The following is a 16,554-nucleotide window of genomic DNA, read 5'->3' on the forward strand; positions in this document are numbered from 1 at the left end:
GTTATGAAATTGCCCAGGGACTAGGACATCTTCTCGGAATTGACCTGAACGAAACCATTGTGAACCCAGAACCGGACGAACTCGCCGCCAAAAGCGGCCTCGCTCTGGGCCCGTTCGTTCTCGTGGTGGGGAAAGGACAGATCCTGACCGCCGCCGTGGATGTCAAATGGCAGGCCAAGATATTTTTCACTCATGGCCGAGCACTCCAGATGCCACCCAGGCCGGCCCTGTCCCCATGGGCTTTCCCAAACGGGCTCGCCCGGCTTGGCCGACTTCCAGAGGGCGAAATCCAGGGGGTCCTCCTTGTCTTCGCCGGGCTGAATCCTGGCTCCGGACTGGAGTTCCTCCACGTTGCGGCCCGAAAGCGCACCATACGGACCATAGGAACGAACCCGAAAATACACGTCGCCATCCGGCGTCGCATAGGCGTGGCCCTTGTCCAGCAGGCGCTCGACAACGGCGATCATCTCCTGGATATGTTCGGTGGCCTTGGGCTCGACCTCGGGCCGGGCAATGCCCAAACGGTCCATGTCCTCGTAGAAGGCCTGAATGAAACGCTCCGAGATCTGGCTCTCGCTGGTCCCTTCGGCCTTGGCCTTGTTGATGATCTTGTCGTCCACGTCGGTGAAGTTGCGGACAAAGACCATGCCGTATCCGAGGTGACAGAGGTACCGGTACAAAACGTCGAAGACCACGGCCGACCTGGCATGGCCGATGTGACAAAAATCGTAGGCCGTTATCCCGCAGACATACATGCGCACTGTGTTGTCGAGCATGGGGCGGAATTCCTGTTTTTCTCGAGCTATGGAGTTGTAAAGCTGCATGATTCGGTGTCACCTTCGGGTAGAGGTTGCAAGGACGTCCCCGGGGCAATGACCGGCGCAGTTCCGGTGACCACGACCAAGGCCTTGATCCCCTGCTTGGCGCCGGTGAAGCCGAGGCCTTCCTCGGTTGTGGCTTTGATGTTCACCCGGGTTCTGGGCAGTCCGAGCAGATTGGCCACGTTTGCTCTGATGGTTTCGGCGTGGGGGGCAATTTTGGGCACCTGGGTCACGACCGTGCAGTCGGCGTGGGTCAGGACCAGACCGGCCCTCCGGGCCATGACCATGACCCGATCCAGGAACACGGCACTGGACATGCCAGCCAGAGCCGGGTCCGAATCGGGGAAATGGGTGCCAATGTCTCCAGCGCCCAAGCATCCGAGGATGGCGTCGGTCAGGGCGTGCAAAAGGACGTCGCCGTCGGAGTGAGCGAAGACCCGATGATCGCCGGGGATGGGTACTCCACCCAAAACCAAAGGTCTGTCGCCCCCGAAACGGTGAACGTCGTAACCAAGCCCTGTACAGGGAGTGCGGGTAGGAGGCGGATCTTCGGCCTTGAGCATAAGCAGGTCCTCGGGATGCGTGAGCTTGCGGTTTGCGGCCTCGCCGGGGACCACGACCACATCAAGGCCCAAGGCCTCGATCATGGCCGCGTCGTCCGTCACGGTCTGTTCCGGATTCCGGTCATGGGCGTCTTGAAGTTCCTTCCGACGAAAGGCCTGGGGGGTCTGAACCAGAACCAGGGAGTCCCGGTCCAGGGTTCTGGATACCACTCCGGATCCGACCTCCTTGACCGTGTCCGACGGAACCAGCCCGGGGATGGCCGCCACGGACCCATGGTCGATGGCTTCGAGGAGGGCGGCCGTCAGGATCGGGGTAAAAAATGGGCGGGCTGCATCGTGGACGATCACGACCTCGCAAATCCCGGGGAGGGCATTAAGACCGTGGCTAACCGAATCCTGACGCCGAGAGCCTCCGGGAACGATGCGAATCTCCAGACCAAGCCGCTCGGCAGCATGAAGGTCCAAGGTTTTTTTCCGCCAGGCCTCGAGCCCTTCCGCAGGAAAAACCAGAACCACGCCCTCCATCCTGGCCGTCCGGGAAAAAGTCCGGACGCTATGCCAGAAGAGCGGAACGCCTTGGTGATCAAGGAACTGCTTGGGTCCGACTGAGGGCTGTCCCATCCTGGTCCCGGCTCCGGCCGCAAGGACCAATGCCCAGACATGGCGGATCAACGGAAGTTCCGTTCGGCTACTGTCGTTGTGGTCGAGCGTCATCATGACAAAAAACGGGAGGCGGACGATAAGCCGGGTTCTGTTCCCGTTGCCGGGCGGCTGTCATTCATCTGGGACGGACATTGCTGCCCGCCTCGAGCGACCTACCCGAGGGCATTGGCCGGGCCGGCCGTGGCACCCTCCTATTTGGTCTTGCTCCGGACGGGGTTTGCCGAGCTTGCCGCGTCGCCGCGGCAACTGGTGGGCTCTTACCCCACCGTTTCACCCTTACCCCGGACGAACCGGGGCGGTTTGCTTTCTGTGGCACTTTCCCAGGGTCACCCCTGCTGGGCGTTACCCAGCGCCCTGCCCTCTGGAGCCCGGACTTTCCTCCACCGGACCAGCCGGCAGCGACAAGCCTGTCCTCCTCCCGTTCTCTCCAAATGGATTCGCTAGTCGGCCTCTTCAACGGCGGCCCGGGGCCGGCCGTCTTGATCACCGTCTTTGGAAGCCCTGAAATGATTATCCCAGTAGATGATTCGCTGGCAATTGGGACAGCTCAGAATCTGCTCGCCCTTCTGGATCTCGATAAATATCTGGGGGGGAATACGAATGTGGCACCCGTTGCAGATGGCATCGGTCACCGAAACGACGATTGGATTGTCGAGTCGGCCTCGAATGAACTCGAAACGGTCCATGATCGGATCGGGAATGCATTCGCAGGCCTTGGCCTTCTGCTTCCGGAGCTCGGCGAGACGTTTCTCCTTGGCCGCCATGTCGGCCTTAAGTCCGTCTTCCTGGGCATCGATCTCCGAACGAAGCTCAGCGATCCGCTCCGCCAGACCGGCGGCCTGCTCGTTCTGTTCGGCCAGTTCCTCCAGGAGACTGACCCGCTCCTCCTCCCTGATGCGATTCATCTTCTCCAAGGTGTCCATCTCGCGCATCATGGCGTGATATTCCTTGGTGTTCTCGACCATCATGAGCTTGTTCTTGCTCCGCTTAACCTTGGCCGAGTCCTCCTCGATCTCGTGTTCGATGCGGGATTTCTGCTCCTCGAGGAGGTTGATCCGCTCCCGAACCTGCCCCATTTGCCGCTCGAGCCCAACAAACTTGCCCTTGAGGCCTGCCAACTGCTCAGGCATGTCCCGCAGACTCTTTTCCAGCTCCTGCGCTTCGGTGTCCAGACGCTGCAGAAGGACCAACTGTTCGATCTGTTCGATGTAGAGACTCAATCCTCCACCTCCGTGCTGATTGGCGTCGTGCCGGTACTCCCGGCCAAGGCTTCCCGGCCGACAAAACGTAAAGGGTCGCTGCTGGGGATGAAAAAGACCCCAACTCCCCGGGCGGACAAACTTCCTGCCAAGTGTTCGCTCCAGACCCGCATCATGTGTTCCTCCACGGCATGATGCCCCAGATCGACGACCCACATGTCGGCCTCCATGGCTTGGTGATACTTGACGTCACCGGTCAGGAAAACATCCGCACCTGCCCTGCGGGCCAGTCCGATCATCGACCCTCCGGAACCAGGACAGCAGGCCACCCGGACGACCCTAATAGGCTCGGGACCGGCCTCGATCCATTCGTGACGGCCGAAGACTTGGGCCACCCGCTCCCGAAACGTTTCGGGGGACGACGTATCGGGCAGCGTGCCGACGAATCCGAAACCGTATTCCCGTCCCCGGTCCTCACCGGCCGGCTCCAGGACCTGAACTTCGGTCAGCCCAAAAGCGGTCGCTGGCCAACGCGCCGGTCCATCGGGACTGGCATCCAGGGACGTATGGGCGGCATAGAGCCAGAGTTCGGCCTTCAGACAGAGCGAAAGCACCCGGTGGTACTCATCGATTTTGTCCGGGAGACGGGGCTGCAAGGTCAATGGATGATGACACAGGAGCAGATCCGCCCCTCCGGCCAAGGCCTTGCTCACCGTTTTCGGACTCGGGTCCAAAGCTACGGCCAGGGACGAAATCTCCTGTCGGGGAGAGGCCACCTGCACCCCGCTTCGGTCCCATCCTGCCGCGTAGGCGGGGGGAGCCGTCTGTTCGATGGTCTTCAACAGCGAGGAGACAATCATCGTTTTCCTTGATTTGACTGTCGATAAAAAAAGGCGTTCCCTCACCTCACGAGCAGAGAACGCCATTACCGAGCCGTCTAGGCGAACCCGGACGTCCGGGACCATCGGTTTCTGGTGGGCCAACGAGGATTCGAACCTCGGACCATCCGGTTATGAGCCGGGGGCTCTACCAACTGAGCTATTGGCCCGTGAAGCAAGAGGGGAAGAATAGAGGCAGGAACTCGGTTCTGTCAACGGCAAGGCCGACCATGAAATCCACCAGAGAAAGCACCTATCCCTCGGCCGAGATCAGTCGCCCGGTGTGTTGCTCCACCACCATCGACGGATCGAAATCCTGGAGGTCGTAGATGCTCGGAACCCCGTTGGCGGTCACCCGCTCAATGGCATGCTTGATCTCCCGTTGCGAGGTCGAAGTCATGGACCGGCTGATCTTCGCCAACTGAACGATCGCATCCCACATCTGCATCCTGTCGACCATCTTCCACCTCCGGACTGCTCCTTCCAAGATTCCCTTGTTGAATTTGATTTCTAACATCGATCGTTTCCGAATTCAATCTCCGGATCTTTGAAAAATCCTTTGAATCTCGGGAAAGAGGAGATGAAAGGCCCTCAAAAAAACTGTGCCCGCCGCCGACCAGACGCTCCTTGTCCGCCTTGGGCAGGGCCTTGATCCTGGCCTCCATGCGCAGGGCCTCGGATCGCCCGAACGCTGCGAACCGGGCTACCACCTTGATCGGCCTTCGGCTCCGAAAGAATCTGGCCCCGCCCGGAAGCTCTCCCCGGTGCTGGGCCAGACGGCGATCGACATTGGTGGTGATCCCCGTGTACAGACTGCCGTCAGAGCACAGGATCATGTACACGGTCCAGGCATCGCTCATAGGCCTTCACCCGGTCTGATCGACGAGCCGTCCTTCCAATTCCACCACTTGAGGAGTTCCGGATCATGCTCTCGAGCCTCGGCGAAATACACGGCGCACCGAAAGGCATACAGAACGCAGCGGTCCATGTAGAGGCCCCGCAAGGCGATCAGGTCACGGTACATGGCTTCTGGATTGCCGCCTTTCAAGGCCTCCACGCTCTCGAAACCCAAGTCGATGAGGTCTCGGGCCATGGATGGCCCTATCCCCGGAATGCGCTGTAAATCCCGCATCATCTCGCTCCCGGCCGGATGCTTCCCCCTTGGCCGGGCCATCAGGCGTACATCTCCCGGCCGTCCATAAGCCGCAGCCATCCGCGAATGACCCGGTAGAGCATCCAGATGAAATTGATGAACAGGATCAGATACCCGATCAGGAGGAACCAGGTCACGGCCCCGATCACTCCCCAGAGCAGACCGAACCAGAAAGTTCGCAGCTGCCAGCGATAGTGGGATTCGAGCCATGTTCCCCGGACGTCACCGAGTTTCACATAATTGATGATCGCTCCGATGATCATTGGAATGCCGAAAAAGAACCAACCGGCCTGAAGAATGTAGACCACCAGGGATGCCGTGTACCCCGACCTCATCAACCCCGGCTCAAGACCGGAATCCTTTCCCTTCATGCCCATGATGCCCTCCCGTATCGCTTTGCCTGATCATCTCCATTCAGACAGGATGAAGCCCACCCCAATCCTGTTCACCGGGACGTTGTAGTCGATCAGGCTTTCCCCGTACCCGTTGAAATACTGGACGTAGCCCTTGAATTCTTCGTAAATGGGAAAAATCCAACCCAGCTCCACCCCGCCCTTGTTTCCATCCACCCGCAGATTGTTCCTCAGCATCAGGCTCAGGCCATGTCCCCGCCACCCGTAGTGGGCCTTGAGTTCCCCGTAGCCGAAGTACTTTTCCATATTTGGGTTGTCATCCCCCCGAGGATCGTCCGGAGAAGACTTCTCCCGCTCCGGAATCCGATACCAGGGCCGAAGGCTGATCCAGAAATCCTCCCGTTCGAAAACGAGTTCAGCGAAGATTCGATTCCAGCTCCGGGAAAGATCCTGGGCCCGACCGTTGGACTCGTGATTGATGCCGAAGGACACCGTGGAGAGCCGAAAGCCGGCCACGCGGCGGTCCGTGTCGAAACTCAGCCAGGCCTCCGGTTCGTGATTGGTCTCCCGGAAAGGGCTGGAGGCGTCCTTGTTGTAGGCCTGCCACCAGGATTCGTTTGTATAGGCGAGATAGATGTCCCCGTTGTCCCCGAACACGTCTCGGACCAGTCGGTACTTGAGACTGATCTGAAATTTGACCTCGGTCTTGTCGAAATCTTCCGATTCGACTCCGTAAGGCCTGTAATTGGGACTCGAGTTGTAGGCAAACGGAAGAATGTAGTTGGCCCTATGCGGTGTGAGCTGTGAACCCAAACTTTCGGTAAACCGCTCCAGCCAGGTGGTACTGACCACGATTGTCGAGTTGACCGGCAGATCGCGGACTGCAGCGAGGCCATCCTCGATCCCCTTGTCCGGTTCGAGGACCGCAGCAGGGGCCTCCTCCCCGAAGTCCAGACAAGCCAGGCATTGGGCCCGGATCTCGGCCACCGTGGCGTTGTCCGGGGCCGTCAGAACCTGCTCACGCATGCACTCTTCCAGGGACATGGACCACCCGCTTCCAAAGCCCAGCATGCCCAAGGCCAGGACGGCCATTATCAGGCAGAAAGGAATCGGCACCCGCGGTTGGCTCACCTTGGATTCGCCGCTCCTCGATTCCTTTTCCAGCCATCCGAACAGGTTTCGATCTTGAAGACCGCCCCCTCGATGTCCTGGTTGGGGCCAAACATCGGGTTGCCGACGATATCGAGGCAGATGCCATGGCCATCACGGTCGGAAATCCAATGTCGGTACTCCACGGAACGCTTTTCCCGGAAAATGATGGAAAAGGGAAGGTCCTCCGTGGAAATGGGTCGGCCCTCGTCGTCACAAATGCTGAACCGCTTGTCGTCAAACCGAAAACGGCCTGCCTCATCCCGCTCCAGATCAAGCAATACCCGGGCGGCTTCGTTGGCGAAGACGATTTCTCCCTTGGCGTCGACCATGGTGGTGGCCACCGGAGAATTGCCAAAAACCCTGAGCAGAAGCTCATGCTCGCGCTTGAACGCCTCTTCGGCCTCCATGATTCTGGTGATATCCGTTAGGGTGACAACCACCCCCTTGTCGGCATTCAAACTCGAGACATAAGGATAGACACCGATAAGGACCCAAGAACCGTCCGCACACCGGACCTCAAGTTGTTCCTCCTTGCGGATCGACACGACCCGGCGAAGCAAGGCATCAAGATCCAAATCCTTGAGTCGGTGAGAGAGATGGGTCAGGGGACGGCCAACGTCACTTCGGATGATGCTGAAATACCTGCCCACAGGGGCCGTGAATTTGCGGATCCGAAATTCGTCGTCCAAGAAAACAGTCCCACTGCTGGCCGTAGACATGAGATTTTCCATATCGTCGTTCAGCAGGGTCAATTCCTGAATCTTAAGCTGATACTCGGAATTGACCGTCAAAAGCTCCTCGTTCACCGACTGCAATTCCTCGTTGGTGCTCTGCAATTCCTCGTTGGAGGCTAGAAGTTCCTCGTTGGTGGCCTGAAGCTCCTCGTTGGAAGTTTCCAGTTCCTCGATAGTCGCCTGGAGATTCTCCCTGGTATACTGAAGGTCGCGTTCCAAATCTTCGATCCGGACCCGGACGGCCTCGTCCAGCTTGAGCTTGCCCACCCCGGGTTTGGAGTCCACCCTGCCAGGTTCGAAGCGGACCACGAAATATTGCTCTCCAGACCGGGTCCGAATGGGAAATACGGCAAAGGACACGGTGTCATCGGGTGAATCATCGCTGACGACGATGTTTTCTATTCTCGCCGGGACCTGTTCCTTGGCCGCCTTGTGCAGCGTCGAAGCCAGCATGGTGCCGACGCCTCCGCGAACCAGCTTGGACACGTCCAGGTTGATCCGTCCCGACGCCAGCTTGAGGTACCGATCCACGTCCCCAAAGACGTGGACCACCCTTCGTTCTCCATTTAGAAGAACCGCCGGCTGCATACCAATCTCCGTGGCCTGCTCGTAGGCGTCATCCAGGTCGTCGGAAAACGGCCTGGACTTGCTCGCGGCAATAATCGGCTCCGGCAGCCTGTTTGTTTTCTCCACGCTCCGAGGGTCAACCACGAAACGGCGAGAGGCCCCAGGATTTGACTGGCCGCCGCGGTAGCGAAAAATCTTGAGCTTGTGGCCCAGAGGGGTGAAGAACGACCCGTACTCGCCCACAGACTCGCTCGATCCCAGAAACAAATGGCCCCCGGGAGTCAAAGAAAAAAGGAAATTGGACAGGATCTGCTTCTGGAGAACCGGCTGGAGATAAATGAGCATATTGCGGCAGCTGATCAGATCGATCTTGGGAAAAGGCGGATTCTTGACGATGTTGTGGTAGGCAAAAATGACCTTCTTTCTAATCTGTGGCTGCACCTGGTAACTATCCCCCTTCTTGTAAAAAAATCGACCGAGACGCCTCATGGAGGCATCGGCCACGATGCTTAGAGGATAGATTCCTGTCGAGGCCGTGGACAGGGCCTCCCGGTCGATATCCGTTGCGAAGATCTTAATCTCATTCAAGAATCCGTGCTCTTCGCAGAATTCGTGAAAGAGGATTGCCAGGCTGTAGGCCTCCTCGCCCGTGGAGCATCCGGCCGACCAGACCCGAATGGACTCGTTGGAATTCTTGGCGTTGAAAATTTCAGGCAACACCGAGGTCTTGATGAGTTCATAGGCATCGGGGTCACGAAAGAATCGGGTCACCCCGATGAGTACCTCCCGGTATAGGATAGAAATCTCCTCGGGATGGCCCTCGAGATGACGGGCATACTCGTCCATGGTCTCGGACTGGATGATGCCCATTCGCCGCTCGATCCGGCGAAGAATGGTGTTCTCCTTGTAAAAGGAAAAATCCATGCCCGTCTTAACCTTCACCAGAGCCAAAATCTTGGCCAAACTTTCTGCGGGCCGTTCCGGCCTGTCCCGTCTGCTCTCATAAATCCGTTGATTACCACTGATGTACTGCTCCAGGGCCGCAGGCATGTCCTTGGGCGGCATGATGAAATCCACGATACCCGTGGCGATGGCATTCTTGGGCATGCCGTCAAACCCAGCCGAGGCCTCGTCCTGGACCATGACCATGCCTCCGTGTTCCTTGATGGCCCGCACGCCCCGGGTGCCGTCGCTGCCGGTCCCGGACAGGACGATTCCCACGGCCCGCTCCTGCTGGTCCTCGGCCAGGGAGCAGAAGAAGATGTCGATGGGCAGGTTGAAGGGCGTCTCCTGTGGGGCCAGGAACAGACGGCCGTGAAAGATGGTCAGGTTGTTCTTGGGTGGAAGCAGATACACGTGGCCTGGAATCAGTGCCACTCCGTCCTCGATGTGCACCACAGGCATCACCGTGTGTCTGGCCAGAAGCTCGGGCATCAGGCTTTTGTAATCAGGCGACAAATGCTGAACGACCACAAAGGCTGCCGCATCCGCCGGCCGGGTATGTTCGAAGAACTCGCGCAGGGCCTCCAGACCACCGGCCGATGCCCCGATCCCGACCACGAAGAAGGACCTCCCTTCCTTGTGCTCCCGGGCTGACTGTTCCGTCCCGTCCTCCGCCAACGCCGTCGCCCTCTCGTCGGCCATCATGATTGCCGTTCTCCGTCTTCCACCGCCGCAGGAAGACAGACCTCGACGTGGGTTCTGCCGGACACAGCCGCCCCGAGGGCTATGGCCCCGCCATGGGTCTGGGTTGCCAGCCGGGCCATGTAGGTCCCGAGCCCGATGCCCTTGGCTTTTCCCTCGGTGACGTACTTGTCGAAAAATCTGGACCGGACCGAAGCGGGCACTTCACCGGCGTTGTCGACGATGACCACCAGCCCGCTTTCCTCTCCGTTCTTCAGACGGACAAGGACGTCCCCCTTGGCCAAGACGGCAGCCTCGGCTGCGTTCAGCATCAGATTATAAAAAAGAGACCGGCACAGAAGCTCCTCGCCCATGATCCGGCCGGACACGTCCGGGCCGGGCTCCTCGACGACCATTGACAGATTCCGCAGGGCCGGACGGGCCAGAATCTCATCCCGAATCCCGGCAAGAAGAGGCATGATGGACAGAGGCTTCGGCTGAAAGTCGTACACTCCCTGCTCAATCTTATAAAGGTCAAAACTGAAGTTGATCATGTGCAGCATGTTCATGGCCGCATTCTTGATCATCTTCAGATACTTGAGCTGGGTATCGTTCAACGGGCCTTCATCGGCCACGAAGTCCGGAAGGTGGATGAGGCCCTGCAAGGGAGAACGCAAATCGTGACGCATCATTCTGTCAACGTCATCCTTGAGGCGCTCGGCCTCTTTCCGAAGGGTGATGTCTGTGACAAACGTGGCCTTCTTGGGCCGCCCGTCCAGACCCTCGATCCGGGCCGCGTCGGCCTGGATATAAAACTCCCTGCCGCTCCGATCCTTGACCGGCCACTCTCCCTGGACCTCTTTCTCACCGGCGATGAACCTGTCGTGCAGGCTCTGCATTTCCGTCTTATGGGCCTCGGGCACGACCATGGTAAAGGATCTGCCCAGGAAATCTTTGGGCTCGTACCCGTAGATCCGGCAATACGAGGCGTTAACGAATTCAAAAATCCCGAACTCGTCGGTGATGCAGATACCCGAATGGGACCCTTCTACAATATCCCGGAGCATGTTTTCGTTTCTTTTTAACCTGATCAAAGCCTCCCGCCAGGCGGTCACGTCCGCCACGGCCACCTGACACCGGGATGATTCGCCTTCGCCACCGGGAAGGGGCTTGCCTGTCAGTTCGGCACGGAACCGTCCTTTGGTATTAAAAAATTCGACCTCCTCCTTTCTTGTTGAGCTTTCGGAAAAAAGCTCTCCGAGCCAAGCGAAAAAACGGCCATGATGGCTCGAAACCAGATAGATGATCAAAGGCTTGCCCGTCAGGTAGCGCTTGTCTCGTCCCAGGAAACTGGAAAACGCGTCGTTACATTCGACGATGACCCCATGAGCATCAAGGGTCACAAAACCCACCGGCGACAGCTCGTAAAGATTCTGGTATTTGCGGTAGGCCCGCTCCAGATCTTTGTGGGTCGCGGCCAGCTCCTCGTTCTGGGATCTGAGTTCCTCCTGATGAACGTTGAGATTGCCGGTCACCGACTGCATCTCGGCCTCGAGTTGACGCCAGCGCAGCTCGCGATCGCGAAGCAGGGCGTTTTCAGCCCGCAACAATTCGAGTTCCTCGATGATTTTGTCGTCCTGGTTCATGCCGACCTCCTTGATCATCACCTAAGCCCCTGTCCTATTTCAGGCATGAAGAATCGGTCATTTCAATTAAAAAAGCAAGGAGTTGCCCGCTTCGCTTCCACCCGGAATCCAGCCGAAAAACAAACGGCGAACCCGAGAGCCCGCCGTTGTAGAAAAAACGGTCACCGGAAGATCAAATCTTGGGACACCCCTTGAGTGCCTCCTGGATGCATTCATCCGGCAGCTCAAAATTGGTCAGCCTGCCGGACAAAAAGGCATCGTAGGAGGACAGGTCCAAAAGTCCGTGGCCCGAGTAGAGGAACACGATATTCGATCCGGGCTCGGCCTCTTTGGCCACCTCCATGGCCGCCTTAATGGCGTGGGAGGTCTCAGGGGCCGGCAGAAACCCTTCGGTCTGCAGGAAGAGCTTGGCCGCCTCAAAGCATTCTGTCTGGAAATAGGCCCGGGCCTGGATCAGGCCTTCGGCCATCAAATTACAGACAATGGGCGCGTCTCCATGGTAGCGTAGCCCTCCTGCGTGGATCGGGGCCGGCATGAAATCGTGCCCCAGGGTGTGCATCTTGAGCAGCGGGGTCAGCTTGGCCACGTCGCCGTAATCGTAGCGGTAGCTACCCTTGGTCAGGGTCGGACAGGCCTTTGGCTCGGCGGCCACGAAGGTGATTTTTTCCCCGGCCAGCTTCCGGGGCATGAACGGGGCCACGAACCCTCCGAAATTGCTCCCCCCCCCGACACAGCCGACCAGATAATCGGGATGCTCACCGATCTTCTTCATCTGCATCTGGGTTTCCAGGCCAGTGATGGTCTGGTGGAGTATGACATGGTTGAGGACACTGCCCAGGGCGTATTTGGTGTCATCATGGGTGGCCGCATCCTCCACGGCCTCGGAGATGGCCAGACCGAGGCTTCCCTTGCACTCGGGATCGCGCTCCAGCATGGCCCGGCCGGTTCTAGTCTCCGGTGACGGGGATGGAAAAATCTGCCCACCGTAGGCGTTGATCAGGATCTTCCGGTAGGGCTTCATGTCGTAGCTGACCCGCACCATGTACACCGTGCACTGCAACCCGAACATGGCCGTAGCGAACGACAGAGCCGTTCCCCATTGCCCGGCCCCAGTCTCCGTAGCCAGCCGCTTCACTCCGTCCAACTTGTTGTAATAGGCTTGGGGGACGGCCGTGTTCGGCTTGTGGGACCCGGCCGGAGACACGGATTCGTTCTTGTAGAAGATCCGGCACTTGGTCCCGATGGCCTTTTCGAGATTTCTGGCCCGAACCAAAGGCGTGGGCCGATAGAGACGATAGACGTCCAGGACCGGCTGAGGAATGTCGATGTGACGCTCCGGGCTCATCTCCTGCTCGATAACCCCCGAGGGAAAGATGACCGACAATTGCTCCGGGGTCACCGGCTTCTTGGTCTCCGGGTCCAGGGGTGGGGCCATGGGCGTGGGCAGGTCAGGCAGAATGTTGTACCAGGCTCTGGGCATTTCCGACTGGGAAAGATCTATGCGATCGTCCACGACAATACCTCCTTGCAAAAAAGTTGGGGGCTCAGGCTTTCGGCCCGGCCCCCATCGCCCCGGAATGAAATCCCGGAAACAAACGGACCGCGACCAAAGCCGCGGCCCGTTGTTCAGTTCCTTACGCCGGCGGCTTCGATCTATGCCACCAGCACCACCAATATGCATTCCGTACCGTGTTCATGAAAAAAAAATCGACCTTTTCTTCGAACTTGTCAAGAACGCGGCCGACAAAAAATTGGCTATGACTTCCTCCACAAAACGCATAAAATCCGAATTCTGCAGCTACTTAAACTGCAAGGTCTCATTTTCTTTGAGCGTGAAGGGAATTTTCTTCGATCGAATATCCAGGAGATAGTCACCAGGAGGCAAGGGCATATAGCTCCGGGTTGCGCTGATGTCGCCAACTTTCTTTCCCTGAAGGTCCAAAATTTTATAGCCTCTGATGTCGAGGCCTGAGGCCTGGATGACGCCGGGATTGAGAATCAGTGTTTCTCCCTCCTCAAGATCTACCGGCCAGACAGCCTCGCCAAAAAGGACATGATAGCGCCCAGGCAAGATCGCCACTTTTGAGGTACTGGAACTGATTGAAGCGTGGACCTCACCTGTCTCCGGGTCGATGACCTTGTGACCGTTTACAATGGAGTTGGTCACACCCAGATGTGCAGGGCGTAAGATCGTAGTTTCGCCGGAAACGACTTCAATAGAACTCCAGACATTCTTGCCGAAGGTCGCGCTGTAGATGCCCGCAGGCAGTTGAAGCGAAGATGTGACGGGACTGATACTTCCGACGATCTCGCCACTTTCGGCGTTCGTGACCTTGTGCCCCTTCAAATCAGGGCCTTCAATGACCAGCCGGCCAAGAACTTTTTGCGGAAGTTCAACGATCGTTGTCGCTGTCGGAGGCAATTGTGCCACGGCCCTGGTTAGAACTGTCACCAGTTCCGAGGCCGTGTTCGCCGAAAAATATATGCCCCCGGTTACCCTCGCTATGCACTGCAACTGAGATCTTCCGAACGCGTCAATATCGAACCCGACCGTGTGGATGACGAGGCTCGCATCGTTATCCTTCAAAGCTTTGGCCAACGCGCAGGGGTCGGCCTGGCAATTCTCTCCCCCGTCGCTTATCAGTATAATAACCCGTTCCCCTGGCGCCCTTCCAAAAAAATCTTCCGCGCTTCGTGTCAAGGAAAAGCTAATAGGCGTGTATCCCCTCGGGGTGATGTCTCGCGCTGAAGAAACTATGGTATCCCGATTCTCCGGTGCCTTTCCAAATGGAACAAGCAGTTGACTGTCCTGGCAATCCCGTTTTTTGGTTTCAGATTTTGCCCCGAAAACACGAAAGGCCAAGGAAACATCTTGTGGCAAGCTGGATACAACACTTTCCAGGGCATTCTTGGCGGCCTCAATCCTGGTTTGACCATCCGGAAGAGCTCCCCACATGCTTCCTGAACAGTCCAATACAATCTGGACATCTCTGGCAATAACGTTTTGAATAGTCGCAAAAACAAACATAGTCATGAAAAATAATAACCTAAATCGAAAATCTTTCATCGCATCCTCCTTGGCATACTTGAGGCCGATTCTATGTGCACCGCCGAGTTTTCCGGAAAGGAGAAACAATATTCAGCGTTTGATCCTTCTAACCGGAAGAATTGTGATTCTGGCCATGGGTTCAAGCGGAAAGACCGCGCCGTTTCGAACGTCGGCCACCCAGTGATGCCTGTGGCTCCTCCTATCCGACGTCCAGACCCACGGGGCCGCATGGGGCAGCCAGTCCGGAACGCAGGAGGTTCGAGGAAAGACCGGGGTCTGAAGGATTGTGGCCATCTCGTCCACCGTGGGCAACCGCCAGGCTCTTCCGCCGTCTTTGGGTAGCCCGGCCAGAACCTCGGCGGCCTCGGCCATGTTCATCGGATACCCCGGGCCGTGAAGGCTCCACTCCAGACCGGTGCGCGCGTCGAGCATGCCGTGTTCCGTGGACTGAAAAACGCTCGATCCGGAATTTGTCGCCCGCAAGAGATCGTCCAGGCCGATAAAATTCGGAAGATTCCGGACGCCGGTCCGTATCGGATCGCTCCTTGGCCGAATAACCCGAATCGGCTTGATTTCAGCCTCGTCCAGACGGCAAACAGCCTCGTGTTCCTTCAACCATCGCTTGAACAAATCATCCAAGGCCCCGGTCATTTCCTTGGCCGAAGCAAAACGACGGCCGGGAATCGGGTTCATCGCCCGCTTGAAAAACGCCGTCCATTTGGCATCCCAGCCGGCTTGTTCGTCAACGCGACCCGGCTCCGGGGGAAGATGGCCGCTCAAGAGCCGGTACAGGACCACGCCCACGGCGTAGAGATCGGCTGACGGGTTCACTCCGTTGGGATCCTCTTCCTGCTCCGGGGCCGCGTAATAGGCCGAACCCACCCGCATGGCCCGATGGGGGATCCATTCCCGGCCCCGGACCAAAGCCAGCCCCAAATCGATGAGTTTTACCCGGCCCGTGCCGGTGAGCATGAGATTGTGGGGTTTGACGTCGCGATGCACCATGCCGGCCCGGTGCATGCGGTCGAGCCCGGCCAGGGCCTGTCTGACGAAATCCATGGCCAGCCCGGGCTCCATGGGCCTGGTGGCCTCTTCCACTCTCCGGACCTCGCCAATGATCAGGCCCAAATTCACACTGCAATACTCCATGACCATGTAGGGGGTCCCCCTGTCATGACCAAGATCCCAGACCGAGGCGATGTTCTCGTGCTCCAATGAAGCCATGAGCCGGGCCTCATCCCTGAACCGCTCATTCAGAACATCCAGGCCAACAAGGGCCTCGTTCAGCTCACTGGGACGCAGCAATTTCAAGGCCATGACTTTGCCCAAAGCCTCGTGCTCCACGGTCAAAACCGTGGCCATGCCGCCTTGCCCCAACCGGCCCAGGACCCGATAGGGGCCGATGCGCACACTCATCGTGTCGCTTCCATCAATACAGCCTCTTGGCCGAAATCTCCGGAAATCCCTGCTCCCGAATGCGGGCCACGGTCCGCTCGATGTCGTAGGGCACGCAGCGGACTTCAACAGTCCGCCGTGTGTCGTCCCAGAGCACGTACTTGGCCCGGGGATCGCCGTCCCGGGGCTGGCCCACGCTGCCCACGTTGCAGACAAAAGCCTGCTCACCCACGGGATAAATCCCTTCCTGCACGGGCCGGCGGGCAACCACTCGGCCGTCCCAGGTCACCAGCTCAAGTTCGTGGGTATGGCCGACGAAATTGGCCTTTTCGTTCATCTTTGGGAATCGGCTGGCCAATTCGTCCGCATCCAGGGCGAAAAGATAGGTGCGGATCTCGTCAGGGGGAAAGCCATGGACCACCCGGCACCCATCCTGAACCAGAAACCGGGGCAATCCGGAGATATATTCCAGGGACGAGGCCGAGATGAGTTTTGCCGTCAGATCCACGGCCTTGCGGCTCTGGGGGTTGAACCAGCTCCGGGTCATGGGAAAGGCCACGCCCTGCTCATGGTTGCCCATGACGCAGGGGATGTCCCGCTCCCGGACGAGATTCAGGCACTCCTCGGGCTCGGGCCCGTACCCGACCACGTCCCCGGCGCAGAGGACATGATCCGGCACCTGAGCGTCGATGTCGGCCAACACGGCCTCCAGGGCGGCCAGATTGCCGTGGATGTCGGAGATGACGGCCAGGCGCATG

At 58.4% G+C, this 16,554-nt stretch carries 14 protein-coding genes, 1 tRNA gene and 1 other RNA gene; all 16 read right to left on the bottom strand.

The genetic code is table 11. From position 1 onward, the window contains the following. Nucleotides 1–20: 20 nt before the first annotated feature. The 16 genes from EOM25_02855 to EOM25_02930 all read right to left on the bottom strand — a co-directional run bounded on the left by EOM25_02855 (nt 21) and on the right by EOM25_02930 (nt 16,553). Nucleotides 21–824, bottom strand: coding sequence for a cysteine--tRNA ligase (locus EOM25_02855; protein ID NCC24130.1), 804 nt, complete (start codon nt 822–824; stop codon nt 21–23). Next, nucleotides 803–2,098: a 2-C-methyl-D-erythritol 4-phosphate cytidylyltransferase gene (gene ispD, locus EOM25_02860; protein NCC24131.1), complete on the bottom strand. Its 1,296-nt coding sequence runs from the start codon at nt 2,096–2,098 to the stop codon at nt 803–805. Before ispD ends, EOM25_02855 begins: the two co-directional genes overlap by 22 nt. Nucleotides 2,099–2,108: 10 nt before the next feature. Continuing rightward, nucleotides 2,109–2,466, bottom strand: an RNA gene (rnpB, locus tag EOM25_02865) — RNase P RNA component class A. A gap of 21 nt (nt 2,467–2,487) precedes the next feature. Continuing rightward, on the bottom strand, nt 2,488–3,267 hold the full coding sequence (locus EOM25_02870) for a hypothetical protein (protein ID NCC24132.1): 780 nt from the start codon (nt 3,265–3,267) through the stop codon (nt 2,488–2,490). After that, nucleotides 3,264–4,106, bottom strand: coding sequence for a Nif3-like dinuclear metal center hexameric protein (locus EOM25_02875; GenBank protein NCC24133.1), 843 nt, complete (start codon nt 4,104–4,106; stop codon nt 3,264–3,266). The genes EOM25_02870 and EOM25_02875 overlap by 4 nt, the downstream gene beginning before the upstream one ends. 112 nt (nt 4,107–4,218) lie before the next feature. Beyond that, nucleotides 4,219–4,294 (bottom strand) — tRNA-Met (locus EOM25_02880). A 189-nt stretch (nt 4,295–4,483) separates the two neighbouring features. Continuing rightward, the gene (locus tag EOM25_02885) at nt 4,484–4,984 is read right to left on the bottom strand and encodes a GIY-YIG nuclease family protein (protein ID NCC24134.1); all 501 of its coding nucleotides are present in this window, start codon (nt 4,982–4,984) and stop codon (nt 4,484–4,486) included. After that, complete coding sequence (locus EOM25_02890; protein NCC24135.1) at nt 4,981–5,259, bottom strand: Pathogenicity locus; 279 nt, start codon at nt 5,257–5,259, stop codon at nt 4,981–4,983. The genes EOM25_02885 and EOM25_02890 overlap by 4 nt, the downstream gene beginning before the upstream one ends. A gap of 38 nt (nt 5,260–5,297) precedes the next feature. Then, on the bottom strand, nt 5,298–5,612 hold the full coding sequence (locus tag EOM25_02895) for a hypothetical protein (GenBank protein ID NCC24136.1): 315 nt from the start codon (nt 5,610–5,612) through the stop codon (nt 5,298–5,300). Nucleotides 5,613–5,681: 69 nt separating this feature from the next. Beyond that, on the bottom strand, nt 5,682–6,722 hold the full coding sequence (locus EOM25_02900; protein NCC24137.1) for a phospholipase: 1,041 nt from the start codon (nt 6,720–6,722) through the stop codon (nt 5,682–5,684). Between the two features lie 35 nt (nt 6,723–6,757). Continuing rightward, nucleotides 6,758–9,730: a chemotaxis protein CheR gene (locus EOM25_02905; protein ID NCC24138.1), complete on the bottom strand. Its 2,973-nt coding sequence runs from the start codon at nt 9,728–9,730 to the stop codon at nt 6,758–6,760. Beyond that, entirely contained in the window at nt 9,727–11,373 is a 1,647-nt protein-coding gene (locus EOM25_02910; GenBank protein NCC24139.1) for a PAS domain S-box protein, read from the bottom strand. The genes EOM25_02905 and EOM25_02910 overlap by 4 nt, the downstream gene beginning before the upstream one ends. A 151-nt stretch (nt 11,374–11,524) precedes the next feature. After that, on the bottom strand, nt 11,525–12,865 hold the full coding sequence (locus EOM25_02915; protein ID NCC24140.1) for a TrpB-like pyridoxal phosphate-dependent enzyme: 1,341 nt from the start codon (nt 12,863–12,865) through the stop codon (nt 11,525–11,527). 285 nt (nt 12,866–13,150) lie between these two features. Beyond that, the gene (locus EOM25_02920; protein ID NCC24141.1) at nt 13,151–14,419 is read right to left on the bottom strand and encodes a VWA domain-containing protein; all 1,269 of its coding nucleotides are present in this window, start codon (nt 14,417–14,419) and stop codon (nt 13,151–13,153) included. A 72-nt stretch (nt 14,420–14,491) separates the two neighbouring features. Further along, nucleotides 14,492–15,817: a DUF1566 domain-containing protein gene (locus EOM25_02925; GenBank protein ID NCC24142.1), complete on the bottom strand. Its 1,326-nt coding sequence runs from the start codon at nt 15,815–15,817 to the stop codon at nt 14,492–14,494. Nucleotides 15,818–15,830: 13 nt separating this feature from the next. Then, the gene (locus tag EOM25_02930; protein ID NCC24143.1) at nt 15,831–16,553 is read right to left on the bottom strand and encodes a metallophosphoesterase; all 723 of its coding nucleotides are present in this window, start codon (nt 16,551–16,553) and stop codon (nt 15,831–15,833) included. Between the last annotated feature and the right edge of the window lies 1 nt (nt 16,554).

The organism is Deltaproteobacteria bacterium, assembly GCA_009929795.1.
GTDB lineage: Bacteria > Desulfobacterota > Desulfovibrionia > Desulfovibrionales > Desulfomicrobiaceae > RZZR01.

Bases quoted from the DNA above. Each gene is read 5' to 3' on its own strand.
- EOM25_02875 (NCC24133.1), bottom strand. From the start codon at position 4,106: ATGATTGTCTCCTCGCTGTTGAAGACCATCGAACAGACGGCTCCCCCC.
- ispD (NCC24131.1), bottom strand. From the start codon at position 2,098: ATGACGCTCGACCACAACGACAGTAGCCGAACGGAACTTCCGTTGATC.
- EOM25_02930 (NCC24143.1), bottom strand. From the start codon at position 16,553: ATGCGCCTGGCCGTCATCTCCGACATCCACGGCAATCTGGCCGCCCTG.
- EOM25_02890 (NCC24135.1), bottom strand. From the start codon at position 5,259: ATGATGCGGGATTTACAGCGCATTCCGGGGATAGGGCCATCCATGGCC.
- EOM25_02895 (NCC24136.1), bottom strand. From the start codon at position 5,612: ATGAGGTCGGGGTACACGGCATCCCTGGTGGTCTACATTCTTCAGGCC.
- EOM25_02905 (NCC24138.1), bottom strand. From the start codon at position 9,730: ATGATGGCCGACGAGAGGGCGACGGCGTTGGCGGAGGACGGGACGGAA.
- EOM25_02885 (NCC24134.1), bottom strand. From the start codon at position 4,984: ATGAGCGATGCCTGGACCGTGTACATGATCCTGTGCTCTGACGGCAGT.
- EOM25_02855 (NCC24130.1), bottom strand. From the start codon at position 824: ATGCAGCTTTACAACTCCATAGCTCGAGAAAAACAGGAATTCCGCCCC.
- EOM25_02925 (NCC24142.1), bottom strand. From the start codon at position 15,817: ATGAGTGTGCGCATCGGCCCCTATCGGGTCCTGGGCCGGTTGGGGCAA.
- EOM25_02920 (NCC24141.1), bottom strand. From the start codon at position 14,419: ATGAAAGATTTTCGATTTAGGTTATTATTTTTCATGACTATGTTTGTT.
- EOM25_02900 (NCC24137.1), bottom strand. From the start codon at position 6,722: ATGGCCGTCCTGGCCTTGGGCATGCTGGGCTTTGGAAGCGGGTGGTCC.